This window comes from Gramella sp. Hel_I_59 (assembly GCF_006714895.1).
GTDB lineage: Bacteria > Bacteroidota > Bacteroidia > Flavobacteriales > Flavobacteriaceae > Christiangramia.
In genome coordinates this window covers 1,699,269-1,718,121 of the sequence record NZ_VFME01000001.1, presented here as the reverse complement: position 1 = coordinate 1,718,121, position 18,853 = coordinate 1,699,269, and the positions used below count along the sequence as shown (strand labels likewise).

Below are 18,853 nucleotides of genomic sequence, written 5' to 3'. Positions count from 1 at the left end.
ATGATCCAGAATTTGATAAAAGACTACGAAATCATTCTTGCTTCAGGCTCTCCCAGAAGACAAAAATTTTTCGCAGATCTCCTAATCCCGGTAACCATAGATGTGCGCTCTGTAGACGAGATCTATCCTGAAGATCTTGAAGGCAAAGAAATCACAGATTTTCTTTCAAAATTAAAAGCGGAAGCATTTGAGGATCTACAAGCAAACCAGATATTGATTACGAGTGATACCATTGTGTATTGTGATGCTAAGGCACTTGGAAAACCAAGAGATCACGATCATGCCGTGGAAATGATCAATATGCTTTCAGGCAAAGAACATGAAGTCATCACTTCGGTATGTTTTACTTACAGAAATAAGCAAGAAATTTTAAATTACACCACCAAAGTAACATTTGGAGATCTTACCCAAAAAGAGATCGAGTTCTACGTAACGAATTATAAACCTTTCGATAAAGCTGGTGGTTACGCAATACAGGAATGGATAGGACTAATTGGGATAGAAACTATTAGCGGAAGCTACTTTAATGTGGTTGGTCTACCTACGAATCTGGTCTATAAAACCCTGAAACGCATACTTAAAGAGGAAAATTCGTAAATTGTCATCTGAACGATGAAACGATACCTTACACTTTTCGCGATTTCAATGCTTATCATTTCCTGTGCAGACAGGGAATCCTACGGAAACGAATTCAGATTAACTGAAGATTTTAAGGATTACTGGTATTCCGGAAATGCAGAAATTACTACTTACGATCTCGAACAATCCCGGTATGGTGAACTAAGAAAAGGCACCGCCACTCTTATTTATGTAACTGAAGACTTTTCGGCAACAGAACAGGTGAAATTAAGCGATGAATCTTTCAACAAAGTTTCTGTTCTCAAACTGAACAGCACCAAAAATTTCAATACAGGCATCTATCCTTACAGTATTATGCAGAGCAGCTTCTTTCCTCTCAACGGAAATGAACATGCGCTAAAAATTTCAGCTTCAGTACAGGAATGGTGCGGTCAGGTTTATATGCAATTAAATAACCGGGAAGATTTTGATATAACCAGTCACTCCTATTTCGCCGGAGAAGCAGATCAATATTTGAAATTGAATCCCATTCATCTGGAAAACGAGATATGGAATTTGCTGAGAATTGATCTTGATCGTGTTCCGGTAGGATCGTTTAAAATGCTGCCTTCATTGGAATTTTTAAGACTGAATCATCTACCTGTAAAAGCATTAAATGCAGAAGGACAATTTCTTACCAACGAGCAGCATCATATCTACCAGTTATACTATCCGGAATTAAACCGAGCCTTAAAGATTTACTTGAATAAGTCAACGCCTTTTACAATCGAAAAGTGGGAAGAATCAGCTCCGGCAGGTAAGAGTTCCAAGACAGGAATTTTAACGACCATTGCTACTAAAAAAGCACGATTAAGAACCGATTACTGGAATAAAAATTCGAATAAAGATTTACATTTGCGTGAGAAATTAGAACTAGATTAATGAAGGAATTACTTCTCACCTACCGCGACGAATTGCTGTATTCTCTTGCAGTACTTTTTATTTTACTCCTCATACAGTTTTTACTAAGAACGGCCGCAAACAAGGTAGGTCGTAGAAGTGAGATTAACATCACCCGCACCAGGTTGATGTTTAAATACATCAATATTCTTATCATTCTTATTGCGGCATTTCTGTTGGCACTAGCCTGGGGTGTTGGATTAACAGATCTATCATTGATCTTCTCATCTGTATTCGCGGTAATTGGAGTCGCATTGTTCGCCATTTGGTCTATCTTAAGCAATGTGACCAGCGGAATCATTTTATTCTTTTCCTTTCCATATAAAATAGGTGATACTATAAAGATCCACGATAAGGATCTTGATATTGAGGCAGAGATCGAGGATATTAAGGCTTTCCATCTTCATCTTCGAACACGAGAAGGAGAACTTGTCACGTATCCTAACAATCTTATTCTTCAAAAAGCGGTTACTTTAAAACACCGGGTAGATGGTAAAGACGAAGGAAAAGACGCTCTCTAGCCTAAAAGATCTCAAATAGGCTTCAGGACGATTTGAATTCTTTTATATTTGATGAAACCTATTATTCAATGCGGAAAATACTTTTTACCCTATTCTTATTAGGCTTTACTTTCTCCAATGCACAGACTCCTGAAAAATGGAGTTCTTCAGATATATATTCAGAAATTCAGAAACTAAACTTTTTAGGTTCTGTTCTCTATGTGGCAGCACATCCAGATGATGAAAACACCAGGTTGATCTCTCATTTTTCAAATGAAGTGAACGCCAGAACTGCTTACCTTTCCTTAACCCGAGGAGATGGTGGTCAAAATCTTGTTGGACCAGAATTGAGAGAGCAGCTGGGGATGATTAGAACTCAGGAATTACTGGCTGCCAGAAAAATCGATGGCGGAGAGCAATTTTTTACCCGCGCGAATGATTTTGGTTACTCCAAAACTCCGTCTGAAACACTGGAAATCTGGAACAAAAATGAGGTGCTTAGTGATGTTGTCTGGATCATTCGAAAATTCAGGCCAGATGTGATCATTAACAGGTTTGATCATCGTACACCGGGAAGTACTCACGGACACCACACTTCTTCTGCCATGCTGAGCGTGGAAGCTTTTGAAATGGCCGGTGATGCAAACAAATATCAGGATCAACTAGAATTGGTTGAAACCTATGACCCCAAGAGACTTTTCTTTAATACCTCTCCATGGTTCTATGGAGGTAGTGAAGCATTTGAAGAAGCTGATAAAACGAGATTCCTGACCTTTGATACCGGAACGTTTTTTCCCATAAAAGGACTTTCCAATCCTGAGATCGCGAGTCTTAGTAGAAGTCAGCATAAATCACAGGGTTTTGGAAGTACCGGAAGTCGTGGCAAGCAAATGGAATATATCGAACTTATCAAAGGTGAAATGCCGACCGATGATTCTAATATTTTCGACGGAATTGATACCAGCTGGAATAGAATTCAGGGAGGGAAAGAAATTGGTGCTATTTTAAACAAGGTTCAGGATGACTTCAATTTTGAAGATCCCTCTAAAAGTCTACCAGAACTTCTTAAAGCTTACCAACTCATTCAGAATCTTCAGGATGAACACTGGCAAGAGATAAAAACCCGGCAGATCAAGGATATCATTTATGCCAGTTCCGGGCTTTATCTTGAAGCCATTGCAGACCGAGCTTCCGTAACACCTTCAGAAGAAGTTAATATAAAACTGGAAGCGATCAATAGAAGTTCTGCTCAGGTTAAATTAAATTCCGTAGAGCTTGTTCCGAATAATACGAAAATAGAACCAGCAGAAAGTTTGAATAATAATTCATCCTGGAACGAGAACCTGGAATTCCGACTTCCGGAAAATGCAGATTTCACCAATCCATACTGGTTAAAATCTGCAGGTTCCATTGGGATGTATCAAGTAAATGATCAAAATCTTAGAGGTTTACCTCAAACACCACTTCAGAATAAAGCAATATTCAATCTTGAAATTAATGGCGAGCCTATAACTTTTGAGAAACCGATCCTTTACAAATTCAACGACCCGGTTTCCGGAGAAACTTATGAAAATTTCAAGGTGATTCCGAAGGCTGAACTTAATTTACACGAAGATATTCTTGTCTTTAATTCCTCGGAATCTAAAACTGCGGAGATCACCATTCAAGCCAACCAGGCTGATCTATCGGGAACTTTAAAATTAAATTCTGAAAAAGATTGGAGCTTTACACCAACTGAATTTAAAGTAAACATTGCACCAAAAGGTGGTGCTCAAACATTTAAATTTTCAATTTTTCCTCCTGAAGGTCAAAGTGAAATAACTTTAAATCCAGTCCTGGAGACCGAGAATAACAATTATGATCAAAATGTTATTTCCATTGATTACGATTATATTCCCGGGCAGAACCTCATTCAAAAGGCGAAGCTGGAACTGGTTAAATTAGATATCAAGAAAAAGGGTGAACTTGTAGGATACATTGCTGGTGCTGGTGATGTCGTGCCGGAAGCGATACGCCAGATGGGTTACAAAGTAGACATGCTCGATCCTTCAACAATTAATGCGAACTCATTAAAAAAATATGACGCCGTGGTTCTTGGAATTAGATCCTTCAATATTATTGAGGATCTGAAATTTCAGAAACAAGAACTATTTAAATACGTAGAAGAAGGCGGGAATCTTATTTTGCAGTACAATACCAATCGCGGATTGGTTACAGACCAGATCGCTCCATTCAACCTGCAGCTTTCTCGGGATAGAGTGACCAATGAAAATGCGAAAGTCGGTTTCAACCTGCCTGAGCACGAGCTCTTAAATTCCCCGAATAAACTGGAAAGTTCAGATTTTGAGAATTGGGTGCAGGAAAGAGGTTTATACTTCGCCGATTCCTGGTCACAAGAATTTGAAGCTCCTTTGTATATGAATGATCCAAATGAAGAGCCATCTTCAGGAAGTTTATTGGTCGCTGAATATGGTGAAGGATATTATATATATACCGGACTCAGTTTTTTCAGACAATTTCCTGAGGCAGTCCCAGGAGCATATCGACTTTTTGCTAATATGATCTCTATAGGAAAATAATGGAAAAGCCAGAAACATACCAATGGAAGAAAAGCTATACGATCGTCCTGGTCGTTAACGTTCTTTATATCGTTATTTTCTATTTAATCATGAACCTATTCGCCTAATATGGAATTAATAGACTGGATCATTCTAATTGGTACGATCGCGTTTATCGTATGGTATGGAGTTTACCAGTCTCGCGGAAGTTCGAATGTTGAAGATTATGTTGGAGGTGGTAAAGACGCCAGGTGGTGGACCATCGGCTTATCTGTTATGGCAACCCAGGCAAGTGCAATTACCTTTTTATCAACTCCGGGACAGGCTTATCATGACGGAATGGGATTTGTCCAGTTCTATTTTGGCCTGCCCATTGCGATCGTTATTATTTGTATTGTATTTATCCCTATTTACCACAGGCTTAAAGTATATACAGCTTATGAGTATCTGGAGTCACGTTTTGATCAGAAAACAAGAACTTTAACCGCTATACTATTCTTAATTCAGCGTGGACTGGCGGCAGGGATCACCATTTTTGCCCCGGCAATCGTTCTTTCCGCCGTTCTGGGCTGGAACCTTACCTATCTTACCATCGCGATTGGAGTACTGGTAATTATTTACACGGTTTCAGGAGGAACTAAAGCGGTAAGCGTCACTCATAAACAGCAAATGGCTGTGATCCTCACTGGGATGTTCGTTGCCTTTTTTATAATTCTTAGTTATCTTCCAGAGGAAGTAACTTTCACGAAAGCTCTTGAAATTGCTGGTACCAGCGGTAAAATGGATATACTGGATTTTGGCTTCGATTTTAATAACAGGTACACGATATGGAGTGGAATCATTGGTGGGACTTTCCTTATGCTCTCCTACTTCGGAACAGATCAAAGTCAGGTACAACGATATTTATCTGGTGGATCTGTCAGGGAAAGTCAGTTGGGAATGATCTTTAACGGACTCCTGAAAGTACCGTTACAATTCTTCATTCTTTTGGTAGGAGTTATGGTTTTTGTCTTTTATCAATTCAATCCTGCTCCCTTAAATTTCAATCCCGCGGCGACCGAAACTGTTCTAAATTCAGATTATGCCGAGCAGTACAAAGATCTAATGCTGGAGCATGATGATGTTCAGGAGAAGAAAAAAGAACTCGGACTCGAATATGCCTCGATAACTTCACTCGATGAAACTGAAACTGCCAATTTTAGAGAACAATATTCAGCTCTGGAGAAAGAACAATTCGCAATTCGGGAGGAAGCAAAGACTTTTATTGATGCTTCAGATGTAAAAGCTGAAAGCAATGATAAAGATTACGTATTTATTCATTTTATTCTGAATAATCTTCCGAGGGGATTTATTGGATTGCTGCTTGCTGTGATTTTATCAGCTGCAATGTCTTCCACTGCTTCAGAATTAAATGCTCTGGCGTCAACCACCGTGATCGATCTATACCGCAGAAATCATAAAGAGAACAAAAGTGATGAGCATTACCTGGCAGCTTCCAAATGGTTTACATTAATGTGGGGAGCTATTGCGATCCTGTTTGCAAGTCTTGCTGATCTATTTGATAACCTGATTCAGTTAGTAAACATCATTGGAAGTATCTTTTATGGAAATGTTCTAGGTATTTTTCTACTGGCATTTTTTATAAAATATGTGCGAAGCAATGCCGTTTTTATAGCAGCGATTATTACACAGATCATCGTGATCATTGTATTTAAAATGGATATAATGCCCTACTTATGGCTGAATGTACTGGGTTGCGTATTGGTAATGTCCATAGCGCTACTTATTCAACTTTTTCGAAATGATAAACCTCAAGTAAGCACAACATGAGTCAAAAAATAAAATGGGGAATTCTGGGTCTTGGAAAGATCGCTGGAAAGTTCTGTGATGGATTACAACATGCCTATAATGCTGAACTTTATGCAGTAGCAAGTCGTGATCTTAATAAAGCTGAAGAATTCGCTGCAGAGTTCGAAGCTGAGAAATCTTATGATAGTTATGAAGGGCTGTTAAAAGATGAACAGGTACAGGTAGTTTATATCGCCACACCACATGCCTTCCATCATGAACTCGCCATCAAATGTATCGAGCATGGCAAAGCTGTACTTTGTGAAAAACCATTTGCCTTAAATTATAAGCAGGCTGGCGAAATGATAAGCCTGGCCAGGGAAAAGAATGTCTTTATTATGGAAGCACTCTGGACCGCGTTTCTACCTCACTTTCGTGACCTGGAAACCAAGTTTAAAAATATGGAATATGGAAAGCTAAAATCTTTAAAAGCAGACTTCGGGTTTCCTGCAGAATTTGACGAAACTAAAAGACTGTTTAATAAATCCCTTGGAGGCGGTAGTCTTCTTGATATTGGAATTTATCCAGTGTTTCTCGCCTATCGTTTACTCGGTATGCCTAATAGAATTACCGCGGAAGCTCAATTAGCAGAAACCGGAGTTGACGAATCCTGCGATATCAAATTTCATTATGACCAGAATATTGAGGTAGAACTCACTTCAACTTTTAAGGAAAAAACTCCTACTGAAGCTATCCTGGAATTTGAAGAATCTAAAGTGATCATGAATTCAAGGTTCCATGAACCAACTTCGATCACTACGCATAAAGATGGTAAGCATGAAGTGCGTGATTACGGAGTAGAAAATAATGGCTACACATACGAAGCGGAGCATGTAGGAGAAATGCTTCTGAATAATAAAACCGAAAGTGATATCTGGTCTACAGAAAACACCCTGGAATTAATGCAATTGTTGGATTCCATCAGGAAAGAGATTAAATTAGAATATTAAAAAAAGGCTTCAGTTCAAACTGAAGCCTTTTTTAATACATAGTGTTTTCAGCTTATTTAGCTTCCCACTCCGCTATCGATTCTTTATTCATTTTCACATAATCTGCATTATTTGCAGCTTCTGCAGCAGAAAGAGATTTTTTGGCAGTGGCAATAGCATCCTTGGTTTTACCCATCTCCGCTTCGATTAAAGATTGTCTTCTAAGCATCCAATATGCTTTACCTTCGCTCATCTCATTGGCCTTTTTAACCCAGGTGTATGCTTTCTCCATATCTTTCCCGGCTTCGTGATAATAAGAGGCAGCTGAGAAATAATCCTGAGCCGTTGGTCCATTCATTACCTTATCTATACTCGCCATGGTACGGTTATCTGTAGGCACTTCGATTTCCAGAATAGCTACGGTATTTTCCCATAGAAAGTTAAGATTTGCAGCATCATTTTTTAGTTCATCGATAACAATGGTGAAAGTCTCCATTTTAAAGGGCATCTCCTCTACCGCTGCAGTAGCGGTAAGGGCAACTTTGGAATCATCCCATTCCTGAGGCACTCCCCAGTTATTCGTTGTTTCGTAGAACATCATTGTCCATTGGTCTTTTTGAGGTTTAGTGTAGATAGCATACGAACCTTTAGCCAGTTCCTTACCTCCTACTTTTACATCATCAGAAAATGTAATAATAGTGTTCAGATTTGCACCAGTTCTCCAAACTTTGTCAAAAGGTACCAGATCTCCAAAAATCGTACGCCCTCTCATTGCAGGCCTGGAATATTCAAGCGTGATATCGGTTAACCCAACTTTTTGTTCCATTTTTCCAAGCGGACTTGGTTGTGGTGCTTCAACCTGTGCGAATCCCGAGAATCCAGTGCAGAGCACTAAAGCAAATGCTAATAATCTTTTCATGTGTAGTAGTTTAAATTTTAATAAAGATAAGTTTATTCAGCTAACTAAATCAAAATCTAATTAAGACTGAATTATCTATAAACATCAGATTTACACTTTGTTTAACTATTTATATTTTACTTTAAACAACTATACGTGTAATTTTATATAAAATATTATCTGATGAAAATATATACCCTGAAAAGCAAACAAAAATTACCCATTTCCGTGGATGAAGCCTGGCAGTTTTTATCAGATCCCCGAAATCTTAAAACCATCACTCCAGATTATATGGGCTTTAAAATACTTTCAGGAGCAGATAGACCCATGTATCCAGGTCAGCTTATTCAATATATAGTAACACCCGTAGCAGGTATTAAAACAAAATGGGTTACAGAGATCACACAGGTCCGTGATCACGAGTTCTTTATAGATGAACAAAGATTTGGACCATATGCGCTTTGGCATCACAAACACTTTATTAAAGAAATACCAGGAGGTGTGGAAATGGAAGATATAGTAGATTATAAACTTCCCATGGGTTTTCTTGGTCGCCTGTCGCATCCAATTTTAGTAGAACCTAAACTTAAAGAGATATTTGATTACAGAAGAGAAAAACTTATTGAGTTATATGGAGAGTATACTGAACCGGAAACCCAGAACCAGACTCAAAAACACGATATTTTAAACTAATTATTATGAAGAAGAATATAGTTATCATAGGAGGAAGCAGCGGAATAGGAAATGAAATTTCAGAAATGCTGAAAGCAGATCATGAGGTTTACGCTCTTTCTAGATCAAAAGGAGATTTAGATACAGATCATGTTAAGCATTTCGAATTTGATGTGCTAAAAGATGATATTTCAGAAGTAGATCTTCCGGAGCAAATCGACGGATTGGTTTATTGCCCGGGATCTATAGATCTGAAACCCTTTAAAATGATGAAACCTGAGAGTTTCGAAAAAGAGATGAATCTTAATTTCTTTGGACTTGTACGTTCGGTTCACGGATTATTACCTAAATTAAAAAAATCTGAACAGGCAAGTCTTGTTTTCTTTAGCACTGTAGCGGTAAAAGTTGGAATGCCATTTCATACCAGCGTTGCTGCTGCAAAAGGTGCTATTGAAGGTTTTGCTAAATCCTTAGCGGCGGAGTATGCACCAAATTTTAGAGTAAATGTTATTGCTCCATCGCTTACAGATACACCACTGGCAGAAAAATTACTTTCCAATGACGATAAGAAAAAGAAAATGGATCAACGTCATCCATTAAAAAGAGTTGGACAGGCGAAAGATATTGCTAACCTTGCCGGATTCTTACTTACTGAAAAAAGTTCATGGATCACCGGGCAGGTATTAGGAGTAGATGGAGGTCTCTCTACATTAAACATTAATTAATGAGAACAGTGAATATTTTCTGGTTCCGAAGGGACCTTAGATTAGATGATAATGCAGGATTAAAGGCAGCATTGCGGGATGACCATCCTGTGCTGCCTATTTTTATTTTTGATTCTGAAATTCTTGAAAAGCTTCCCGAGGACGACGCACGGGTGACTTTTATTTTCGAGAACCTACAAAAAATGCGTGATGAGCTACAGGAGAATAACGGAAGCTCTATTGCAATGTATCACGGCAAGCCTAAAAAGATATTTCAGGAGCTACTGGAATCTTATGATATCAAAAAGGTTTTCACCAATCGCGATTATGAACCTTACGCCAAAGAACGTGATAAGGAAATTTCAGAATTATTGGAAAAGAAACAGATCGAGTTCTGTGATTTTAAGGATCAGGTTATCTTCGAAAAAGATGAAGTGGTTAAAGGAGATGGCGATCCCTACAAAGTTTACACTCCTTACAAGAATCTCTGGATGGAAGAGTTCAAAAAGAAGGACCTCGACTTTCACTACACGACCAGATACATGGATAATCTCTATGAGAATAGCAGGTTGCCTAATTTAAGCTTGAGTGACATAGGTTTTAAGGAATCAGATTTGAAGGTTCCAGATTACCAGGTAACTCCGGGTTTGATCAAAGATTACGAAGGCAAACGTAATTTTCCAGCTGTAGAAGGAACTTCAAGATTAGCTTCGCATTTACGTTTTGGTACGGTAAGCGTGCGTCAAATGGTAAGGGATGCAGATAAAGAACACAATAAAACCTTTCTTGAGGAATTAGTTTGGAGAGAATTTTTCATGCAAATTCTGTATCACTATCCAGATACGGTGACCGATGCTTTTAAATCTAAGTACGACCGGATAAAGTGGCGCAATAATAAGGATGAATTTGAAAAATGGAAAAAAGGAGAAACCGGATATCCTTTGGTTGACGCCGGAATGCGACAATTAAATGAGTCGGGTTTCATGCATAACCGGGTGAGAATGTTAGTTGGCTCCTTTCTTTGTAAACATTTACTTATCGACTGGCGATGGGGTGAAGCCTATTTTGCTGAAAAACTTTTAGACTACGAAATGTCATCAAATGTTGGCAACTGGCAGTGGATCGCTGGAAGTGGTGTCGATGCAACTCCATATTTCAGGATTTTTAATCCTACCACTCAAATTGATAAGTATGATAAGGACCACGAATATATTAAGGAGTGGGTCCCGGAATTTGGAACCGATGATTATCCTGAGAAAATGGTAGATCATAAAGAAGCTCGTGAAAGAGCTCTGGACACCTATAAGAAAGCTGTTAGCAATTAGCTAGCAATTTTCTGGCTTTCTCAAGGTCTTCCGGAGTATCGATCCCAATACTTTTTACACTGGTTTCAACCATTTTAATCTTCTTGCCATACTCCAGATAACGAATACATTCTATCTTTTCTGAAGCTTCTAATGGCAACATTGGTAAACGATAGAAATCCATTAAAGCAGATTTTCTAAATGCGTAAATTCCAACATGTTTATAGTAAACAGTTTCCACCGAAGTGTCTCTTGGGTAAGGAATAGGGAATCTAGAGAAGTATAAGGCAGACTGGTCTTTCCCGGTGATCACCTTTACATTATTAGGATTATTGATCTCCTCCAGATCTTTAAGTTCAGTTTTTAAACTTGCCAGATCTATTTCTTGGGAACCTGGTTGCTGGAAAACTTCCAGTAATTTCGTTAGACTATTGGTGTCAATAAATGGTTCATCTCCCTGTACGTTCACAACAATATCTACATCCATATTCTCTACAGCTTCAGCGATTCTATCACTGCCGCATTCGTGCTCTTTCTGGCTAAGTACAACCTTACCTCCAACTTTGATCACTTCATCATAAATACGATCATCATCTGTCACCACATAAACTTCATCGAAAAGCCCGGTGCTCTTAGCCGCCTCGTAGGTTGTGGCAATTACCGTTTGTCCATTTAAATCCTGCATTAATTTACCTGGAAACCTGGAAGCTTCATATCGCGCTGGGATCATTGCAATAACACGTAATTTTGAAGAATCTTGCATATGAGAAATTTTATGTAAAAATAGGAATTACTTGCCAGCGAAAAAATCGTCCCCAAATCCAATAAGATATAATTTCTCCTGGGCTCTGGTAATCGCAGTATATAACCATCGTAGGTACTCCTTCCCTACTCCGTTTGGCAAGTAAGGTTGCTCGATAAATACATTTTTCCACTGGCCACCCTGGGACTTATGACAGGTGATCGCATAAGAGAATTTGATCTGGAGCGCATTGAAGTATTTATTGTTCTTTACGTTCATGAACTGTTTGTACTTAGATCTTTCATGCGCGTAATCCTTTTTTACTTCTTCGTAGAGTCGGTTTGATTCTTCGTAGGTAAGCGAAGGTGTATTTGTGGTAAGTGTATCCAGCATGATCACCGTTTCGAAAGGACTCATTTTAGGATAATCCACCATTTGCACCTGCACTTCAGCAAATCTGAATCCGTACAATTCTTTAAATCCGAAGATCTCCAGCACTTTTACAATATCTCCATTTGCAATAAACCCGGCCTCACTGGTTGGTTTGATCCAGAAATAATTATTCTTCACAACCATCAAATAATCGCCAGGAGAAAGTTCATCTTCCTGGAACAGGATTCGAGATCTTATTTGTTGATTGTACATATTCGCCCGTTTATTGGACCGTACAATAATACTAGTATCTTCATGTCCATTCTCCCCATAGGAATCCTGAATAGCATCCATGATCTCGTATCCATCTGTTAATCGAATCACATCTGCATTGCTAGAAAGCTCGAATTGAAAGCTCTCATAGAATTCCTCCTGCAGGCTTTCCCGGATAAGAGTCGCGTTGTGCAAAATATCACTGCCTTCACTTTGCCTTACTACTTCATCAAGTTCAATAAAAGAAACCTCCTTATTATAGTTAAGCCCCAGTTTCTCTTCTTCAAGTGCCGGACTAAGATCCATTTTCACCGGTGGTAGCTGTGCAGTATCTCCTATTAGGATCAGCTGGCAATTGTGCCCTGCATAGACATACTCGATTAGATCATCTAGCAGTGAACCATTTTCGAAAAGTTTGGAGTTTCCACCATCATCTGAGATCATCGATGCTTCATCAACAATGAAAAGGCTGTTCTTGTGCTTGTTAGGTTGTAAAGTAAATTGAACACCGCCATTTCCCGATTTTTTCGGAAAATAGATCTTCTTATGAATAGTGAATGCTTCTTTTTTAGAGTAATTGGAGATTACCTTAGCGGCTCTTCCCGTTGGTGCCAGTAGAATTCCGGACTTCCGGATCTTCCATAAATTCTTGGTAAGCGTACTTATTATGGTAGTTTTACCCGTACCAGCGAAACCCTTCAGTAAGAACAACTTATCTCGCCCTCCTTCCACAACGAATTTAGAAAGCATTTGTAAAGCTATATCCTGTTTTGTGGTTGGTTGAAATTCAAGGTCCTGAATAAGTAATTTGAAGAAGGAATCCGGCGTGGGTATATCCATAGAAAGTGCGTAAAAACTCAAAGATACTAATGGATTTTTATGACAGAAACTTTTACGAATAAAAAAAAGTTGTAGATTTGCGTGTAACCCATTAACCTTTAAACTAAACTAAATTTTAAAAGCATGAGATTTGTAATTCAGATACTTCTTTGGTTGGTTATTATCTTCCTGGCATATCTTACTTTCAACGCGGTTTACGAACCACTACAATTTAATAAGATTAAGGAAAAAAGATATACCAAAGTAATTAAAAATCTTAAGGATATCAGAGCTGCTGAGCTTGCACATCAGGAAGTAACTGGAAAGTTCACTGGTAACTGGGATAGCCTGGTTCGTTTCCTTGACACTGCTGAATTTGCGATCACGCAAAGACGTGATACTGTAATGCTAGATGAAGAGTATGCTAAAACATACGGTGTAGATAAGAACATTGAGAAAGTGATCATCGATACATTAGATTTCGTACCAGTAAGAGACTCATTGTTTAAAGGTGACAAAGAGAGATATCAAACTATGATGAATGTTCCTGTAGAAGGTGTGAACGAAAAGTTCGAACTTAGAGCAGGTACCATTCAAAAAGGTGATAATGAAATTCCGGTATTCGAAGCTAGAATTCCTAAAGCTGTAGTACTATCAGATCAGGATAGAACTCTAATTCTTCAGGAAAATGAAGTACAGTCTGTAGATGATGTAAACGGAAGATACATTAGCGTTGGTAGTATGACAGAAGTTAGTACCAGTGGTAATGGGTTTGACAGATATGGTGGAGATAGCGACAACGACTAATAATATCAAAGCAAATAAAAAAATGTCCATTCAGGTTAGCCTGGATGGACTTTCTTTTTGTATCTTGGATAAAGAGCGCCAGGAGATCGAGTATTTGAAAAGCTTCAACTTTGAAAAACAACTGGATCCGATAAAAGTACTTTCCAGGATAGAACTTATTATTGAAGAAGAGCCTATACTTCAGCAACCGGTTCAGGAAGCAAGTTTATTTTTTACCAACACACTTTTCACGCTGGTTCCTTCAGATTTATTTGATGAAGAATATGCAGTAAGTTTCCTGAAGTTTAATACCAAGATCCTCAAAACCGACTTTATTGCTCATGATGAGATCAATAACGAACTGGTTAACGTCTATATTCCCTACGCCAATATCATAAACTATTTCTTTGATATGTTTGGTGAATTTGAATACCGGCACAGCCTGAGTATTCTTATTGATAGCCTACTGAAGATAAATTCTTCGGAAAAGCCCATTGTTTATCTACATACTCATTTGCATCATTACGAATTGGTAGTGATCCAGAACTCTAAATTGATCTTCGCTAATAGTTTCGAATTTGATACTAAAGAAGATTTTATTTACTATCTGCTATTTACTCTTGAACAACTTGAGTTGGATCCAAAGGAGGTAGAATTGATCTTACTGGGTGATATCAAAAAGGATTCAGAAGAATATAATATAGCGTACAGATACATCACGAATATTTCCTTTTTAGACGTATTTCATACTTTCAGTTTTTCCGAAGAAGCGAAGCCGAAGTATCCATTGGCCGATTATCTAACAATTAAAAGTCTATCATGAGAATCATATCAGGAAAGCATAAAGGGCGACGTATATCCGCTCCTTCCAAATTGCCAGTGAGACCAACAACAGATATGGCTAAGGAAGCGCTGTTTAATATTCTGAATAACCAGTATCACCTATCAGAACTTAAAGTACTTGATCTATTTTCAGGAACAGGGAATTTAGCATTTGAATTCGGTTCCCGTGGCGCTAAAGATATAACTGCTGTAGATGCTCATTTTGACTGCGTTAAATTTATAAAGAAAACGTCTGAAGAACTGGAGCTTCCAATAATGGCTATTAAAAGCGATGTTTATAAGTATCTCGAAAAAGGAGCCATGAAATCTGATCTTATTTTCGCAGACCCTCCCTACGATTTTACTGCAGATCAATTTGGAAAGATCTCCAGAATCATCTTTGATCGTGACCTGCTAAACGAGGATGGTTCATTGATCATTGAACATTCCAAACACACCGATCTAAGTCAGTTGCCACATTATAGTCATCAAAGAAAATACGGAAGCAGCGTTTTTAGTTTCTTCGAATAATTACTACCTTCATACTATGACACATCAGGTAAGAAGACTAAACCTCACGTATGCTGACCTTGAACTACATGAGCAATATGTAATTTCTACGATCAAAGAAGACCAGGTTCTTGATAAAGAACAGATCGAAGAAATGAGGGAGCTCTTCAACGATCATTTTGGAGATAGGAAATGGGTATATGTTAGCAATAGAAAGAACAAATATAACGTTAACCCTGTTATATATATAGATCTAATACAGAGGAAATCTCTAATTGGCATCGCAATTGTTCTTGGTGAAAATGATGGTGCTCCAACAGCGAATTTTGAAAAACAGTTTGCAACAATTCCTTTCGAGATGTTTGACAACAAAGCTGAAGCTCTTGCCTGGGCTAATGGAATGCTGCCCCAGAATTAGAAGTTTTAAAGGGTTACAATTAACCGCTGCTTTTACTATTCTACTTTTTACAAGCGCGATGATGAATGCTCAGGAAATGAAACTGGTATGGCAAGACGAATTCAATCATTCAGGAAAACCAGATCCAAATAAATGGAGTTACGAAACTGGATTCATTAGGAATCTGGAAGCACAGTATTATACTTCTAGAAAGAAAAACGTCCGCGTTAGAAATGGTAAATTAATTATAACCGCCAGGAACGAGTATTATGAAAACCCAGATTACGATCCTGCAATAAAAGATTATCGCCTCAACACACCGGAAACCAATTACACTTCTGGTAGCATTCACACCTCAGGAAAGTTTGATTTCAAATATGGCCGAATAGATGTTCGAGCGAGTTTACCAAAGGCTGCCGGCTCCTGGCCAGCTATATGGATGTTAGGTTTAAATTTCGAAGATGTAGTGTACCCGGAAGCTGGTGAGATCGATATTATGGAACACGTTGGGAAAAACCAGGGAGAAATTCATGGAAGTGTTCATTATGCCAATGATAAAAACGAGATGGTTTCCAAAACTGACACTATATATATCGATAATGTTTCAGAAGAATTCCATGTGTATTCAGTAGACTGGAACAGGGATCGCATCCAATTTCTGGTAGATAATAAAGTATATCATACGTTTGAAATTGCAAATGCCGGAACCGGTAACAATCCGTTTAGAAAACCATTCTTTATACTGATAAATCTAGCACTTGGAGGGAAATGGGCTGGCGAGATCGATGATTCGAAGTTTCCGCAGAAATTCAAGATCGATTATGTACGGGTGTACCAGCAAATTGAGAATTAAAAAGCAGGCCTATAAGCCGGATTCTGTCATCCGATAAAAAGATCGGATTCCTTATCATTTATCTGAAATTAGCGTTGCCACTAATCTTGAGCTGCCTACCCTCCGGCAACGGACGGGCGATCCTTAAATGCCGGTTTACATGGCATTGCACCGCATAGAGTTTACCTGGTTTCACTACAGCTTAACCTGTACATTCTTTCTGTTGCACTGGTCCTGATCTCACGATCGGTGGGCGTTACCCACTATACTGCCCTGTGGTGTCCGGACTTTCCTCTCCAAGGTATATGTCGAAGCGATAAGGCGGCCTGCTTCCGGCAAATGTAAGTCAAATTATGTTCATTTCTTAAGTCATTTGTTCATAAAAAACACCCCGGTTCACCTCGATTAGAATTGGGATTTTTATATTTGTAGTTCAATAGATTTTGATGGAACATTTTGTAGTATCAGCACGTAAATACAGGCCTCAAACATTCAAAGATGTTGTTGGACAGCAAGCGATCACCAATACGCTCGCGAACGCGATCCATAACAACCATCTTGCCCAGGCTTTGTTATTTACGGGACCTCGTGGTGTAGGTAAAACTACCTGCGCGCGTATCCTTGCAAAAATGATCAACCATGATGGCACACAGGCTCCAGACGAAGATTTTGCTTTTAATATTTTTGAACTGGATGCTGCTTCGAACAACTCGGTAGATGATATTCGAAATCTTATTGACCAGGTTCGTATTCCGCCACAGGTTGGAAAATATAAGGTCTATATTATAGATGAGGTGCATATGCTATCTGCCTCTGCATTTAATGCATTTCTGAAGACTTTAGAAGAACCGCCAAAACATGCTATTTTTATACTGGCCACGACAGAAAAGCACAAGATCATTCCAACGATCCTGTCCCGTTGCCAGATCTTTGATTTTAAGAGAATTACTGTTACAGATGCGAAGAACTATCTCGGTTATATCGCTGAACAGGAAGGTGTAAAAGCAGAAGATGACGCCTTGCATATTATCGCTCAAAAAGCTGATGGTGCCATGCGGGATGCATTATCTATCTATGATCGTGTGGTTAGTTTCAGTGGAAATGAGCTTACCAGACAGGCAGTTACAGAAAATCTGAACGTTCTGGATTATGACACTTATATGCAGGTAACCGATATGATTCTCGCGAATGATATTCCTCAATCACTTCTGAAATTTAATGAAATCCTATCTACAGGATTTGATGGACATCATTTTATTGCAGGATTGGCTTCGCACTTTAGAGATCTTCTGGTTTGCAAAGATCAAAAAACCATCCAATTGCTAGAAGTCGGAGAACAGACGAAAGCTCGTTATTTTGAACAGTCTCAACAAACTTCACATCAATTTTTGATGGAAGCAATCGAATTGGCAAATTCCTGCGATTTAAAATATAAAACGAGTCAGAATCAAAGATTGCTAGTTGAACTTTGCTTAATGCAACTGGCATCGATCACTTTCGATACTCAAAAAAAAAAGTCTGATCGCAACATAGTTCCCCCGGAACATTTCACTCAACATTCGGTTCAAATATCGAACGAGAAGAAGGAATTGCTAAGGGAAAATGAGCATGACAGCTCTACTCCTGCTGAAGATATTGGCCTTCCAGATCCTAAAAAAGCACCAGAATCGTGTGCTAAACCAGAAGAGGCAACTTATTATTCTAAAGAGAGTCCTTCAGATTCTACGGAAACTTCAACTGATACTAATACTAATGCTACTGAAACCAAATCTGAAACAGTTGCAAATCAGGATTCTTTAAACCTTCCGAAGCAGACATCGACCGCTACTGAAAAAACCGAAGTACAAGAGGTTAGGGAAGTTACTGAAGAGAAACCTGTTGGAACGAAAAAGATTTTTCCGGAGATCAAACGGGAAAAGGTTTCTGGCCTGTCTTTAAAAAGTATTGGTAAGAAAAAGGAACTAGCGGAAAAACAAAAAGCGATGTTACCTGTTGAAGAGGTAATGGATGATGAGTTTTCCGAAGAAGATATGGTACGGGAGTGGAAAAATTATTCAGAAAAACTGAAGAATAAAGGTGAAAAGATTCTCGCATCTATATTCGAATCGCAAACACCCAGCCTTGAAAATAGAGATATTCATCTCACCTTTCCGAATGAAACGATGAAGATCGATCTGGAACGGGAAGAAAACAGACTGATGAATTTTCTAAAAGCCAGACTTAGAAATACGCATATCAGGCTGATCATTCATGTGGACGAAGCTGTTTCTAAAAAGTACGCGTTTACTCCGCAGGAAAAATACGAAAAACTGAAAGAGGCCAATCCTCTACTCGACCAATTGCGAGCAACTTTTGATTTAGATGTATAA

18 protein-coding genes and 1 other RNA gene are annotated in these 18,853 nt (G+C 38.6%); 15 read left to right on the top strand and 4 right to left on the bottom strand.

Translation table 11 applies throughout. The features are described from left to right. The 6 genes from JM79_RS07770 to JM79_RS07745 all read left to right on the top strand — a co-directional run bounded on the left by JM79_RS07770 (position 1) and on the right by JM79_RS07745 (position 7,374). Positions 1–597 (top strand): Maf family nucleotide pyrophosphatase, encoded by a 597-nt coding sequence (locus JM79_RS07770; protein WP_141877602.1) that lies wholly within the window; start codon positions 1–3, stop codon positions 595–597. A gap of 15 nt (positions 598–612) precedes the next feature. Continuing rightward, on the top strand, positions 613–1,500 hold the full coding sequence (locus JM79_RS07765; RefSeq protein ID WP_260443398.1) for a septum formation inhibitor Maf: 888 nt from the start codon (positions 613–615) through the stop codon (positions 1,498–1,500). Beyond that, positions 1,500–2,039 (top strand): mechanosensitive ion channel domain-containing protein, encoded by a 540-nt coding sequence (locus JM79_RS07760; RefSeq protein ID WP_141877601.1) that lies wholly within the window; start codon positions 1,500–1,502, stop codon positions 2,037–2,039. The genes JM79_RS07765 and JM79_RS07760 overlap by 1 nt, the downstream gene beginning before the upstream one ends. A 68-nt stretch (positions 2,040–2,107) precedes the next feature. Next, positions 2,108–4,597 (top strand): PIG-L family deacetylase, encoded by a 2,490-nt coding sequence (locus tag JM79_RS07755; RefSeq protein ID WP_141877600.1) that lies wholly within the window; start codon positions 2,108–2,110, stop codon positions 4,595–4,597. Positions 4,598–4,705: 108 nt separating this feature from the next. Beyond that, on the top strand, positions 4,706–6,406 hold the full coding sequence (locus JM79_RS07750) for a sodium:solute symporter (protein WP_141877599.1): 1,701 nt from the start codon (positions 4,706–4,708) through the stop codon (positions 6,404–6,406). Next, on the top strand, positions 6,403–7,374 hold the full coding sequence (locus JM79_RS07745) for a Gfo/Idh/MocA family oxidoreductase (protein WP_141877598.1): 972 nt from the start codon (positions 6,403–6,405) through the stop codon (positions 7,372–7,374). Before JM79_RS07750 ends, JM79_RS07745 begins: the two co-directional genes overlap by 4 nt. A gap of 52 nt (positions 7,375–7,426) precedes the next feature. Here the strand turns inward: JM79_RS07745 and JM79_RS07740 are convergent, their stop codons facing one another. After that, a complete protein-coding gene (locus JM79_RS07740) occupies positions 7,427–8,272 on the bottom strand; it encodes a DUF2911 domain-containing protein (protein ID WP_141877597.1) in 846 nt (281 codons plus the stop codon). A gap of 162 nt (positions 8,273–8,434) precedes the next feature. Between JM79_RS07740 and JM79_RS07735 the strand changes: the two genes are divergently transcribed. The 3 genes from JM79_RS07735 to JM79_RS07725 are packed head-to-tail and all read left to right on the top strand — an operon-like array spanning position 8,435 to position 10,952. Then, complete coding sequence (locus tag JM79_RS07735; protein WP_141877596.1) at positions 8,435–8,944, top strand: SRPBCC family protein; 510 nt, start codon at positions 8,435–8,437, stop codon at positions 8,942–8,944. A 5-nt stretch (positions 8,945–8,949) separates the two neighbouring features. After that, positions 8,950–9,648 carry an SDR family oxidoreductase gene (locus JM79_RS07730; RefSeq protein ID WP_141877595.1) on the top strand — a complete coding sequence of 233 codons (699 nt, stop codon included), beginning with the start codon at positions 8,950–8,952 and terminating at the stop codon, positions 9,646–9,648. Next, positions 9,648–10,952 carry a deoxyribodipyrimidine photo-lyase gene (locus tag JM79_RS07725; RefSeq protein WP_141877594.1) on the top strand — a complete coding sequence of 435 codons (1,305 nt, stop codon included), beginning with the start codon at positions 9,648–9,650 and terminating at the stop codon, positions 10,950–10,952. The genes JM79_RS07730 and JM79_RS07725 overlap by 1 nt, the downstream gene beginning before the upstream one ends. Here JM79_RS07725 and kdsB read toward each other — a convergent pair. Then, entirely contained in the window at positions 10,942–11,694 is a 753-nt protein-coding gene (kdsB, locus tag JM79_RS07720; RefSeq protein ID WP_141877593.1) for a 3-deoxy-manno-octulosonate cytidylyltransferase, read from the bottom strand. The genes JM79_RS07725 and kdsB overlap by 11 nt on opposite strands. A gap of 27 nt (positions 11,695–11,721) precedes the next feature. After that, complete coding sequence (locus JM79_RS07715; RefSeq protein WP_141879201.1) at positions 11,722–13,158, bottom strand: ATP-binding domain-containing protein; 1,437 nt, start codon at positions 13,156–13,158, stop codon at positions 11,722–11,724. 123 nt (positions 13,159–13,281) lie between these two features. Here JM79_RS07715 and JM79_RS07710 point away from each other — a divergent pair, with 123 nt between their 5' ends. The 5 genes from JM79_RS07710 to JM79_RS07690 are packed head-to-tail and all read left to right on the top strand — an operon-like array spanning position 13,282 to position 16,505. Next, positions 13,282–13,944 (top strand): hypothetical protein, encoded by a 663-nt coding sequence (locus JM79_RS07710; RefSeq protein WP_141877592.1) that lies wholly within the window; start codon positions 13,282–13,284, stop codon positions 13,942–13,944. After that, positions 13,904–14,746 carry a DUF3822 family protein gene (locus tag JM79_RS07705; protein ID WP_141877591.1) on the top strand — a complete coding sequence of 281 codons (843 nt, stop codon included), beginning with the start codon at positions 13,904–13,906 and terminating at the stop codon, positions 14,744–14,746. Before JM79_RS07710 ends, JM79_RS07705 begins: the two co-directional genes overlap by 41 nt. Beyond that, positions 14,743–15,276, top strand: coding sequence for an RsmD family RNA methyltransferase (locus tag JM79_RS07700; protein ID WP_141877590.1), 534 nt, complete (start codon positions 14,743–14,745; stop codon positions 15,274–15,276). Before JM79_RS07705 ends, JM79_RS07700 begins: the two co-directional genes overlap by 4 nt. 16 nt (positions 15,277–15,292) lie before the next feature. Beyond that, on the top strand, positions 15,293–15,673 hold the full coding sequence (locus JM79_RS07695) for a hypothetical protein (RefSeq protein WP_141877589.1): 381 nt from the start codon (positions 15,293–15,295) through the stop codon (positions 15,671–15,673). After that, complete coding sequence (locus tag JM79_RS07690) at positions 15,651–16,505, top strand: glycoside hydrolase family 16 protein (protein WP_141877588.1); 855 nt, start codon at positions 15,651–15,653, stop codon at positions 16,503–16,505. Before JM79_RS07695 ends, JM79_RS07690 begins: the two co-directional genes overlap by 23 nt. Here JM79_RS07690 and rnpB read toward each other — a convergent pair. Next, an RNA gene (gene rnpB / locus JM79_RS07685) (RNase P RNA component class A) lies at positions 16,502–16,817 on the bottom strand. The genes JM79_RS07690 and rnpB overlap by 4 nt on opposite strands. Before the next feature lie 113 nt (positions 16,818–16,930). Between rnpB and JM79_RS07680 the strand changes: the two genes are divergently transcribed. After that, complete coding sequence (locus tag JM79_RS07680; RefSeq protein WP_141877587.1) at positions 16,931–18,853, top strand: DNA polymerase III subunit gamma/tau; 1,923 nt, start codon at positions 16,931–16,933, stop codon at positions 18,851–18,853.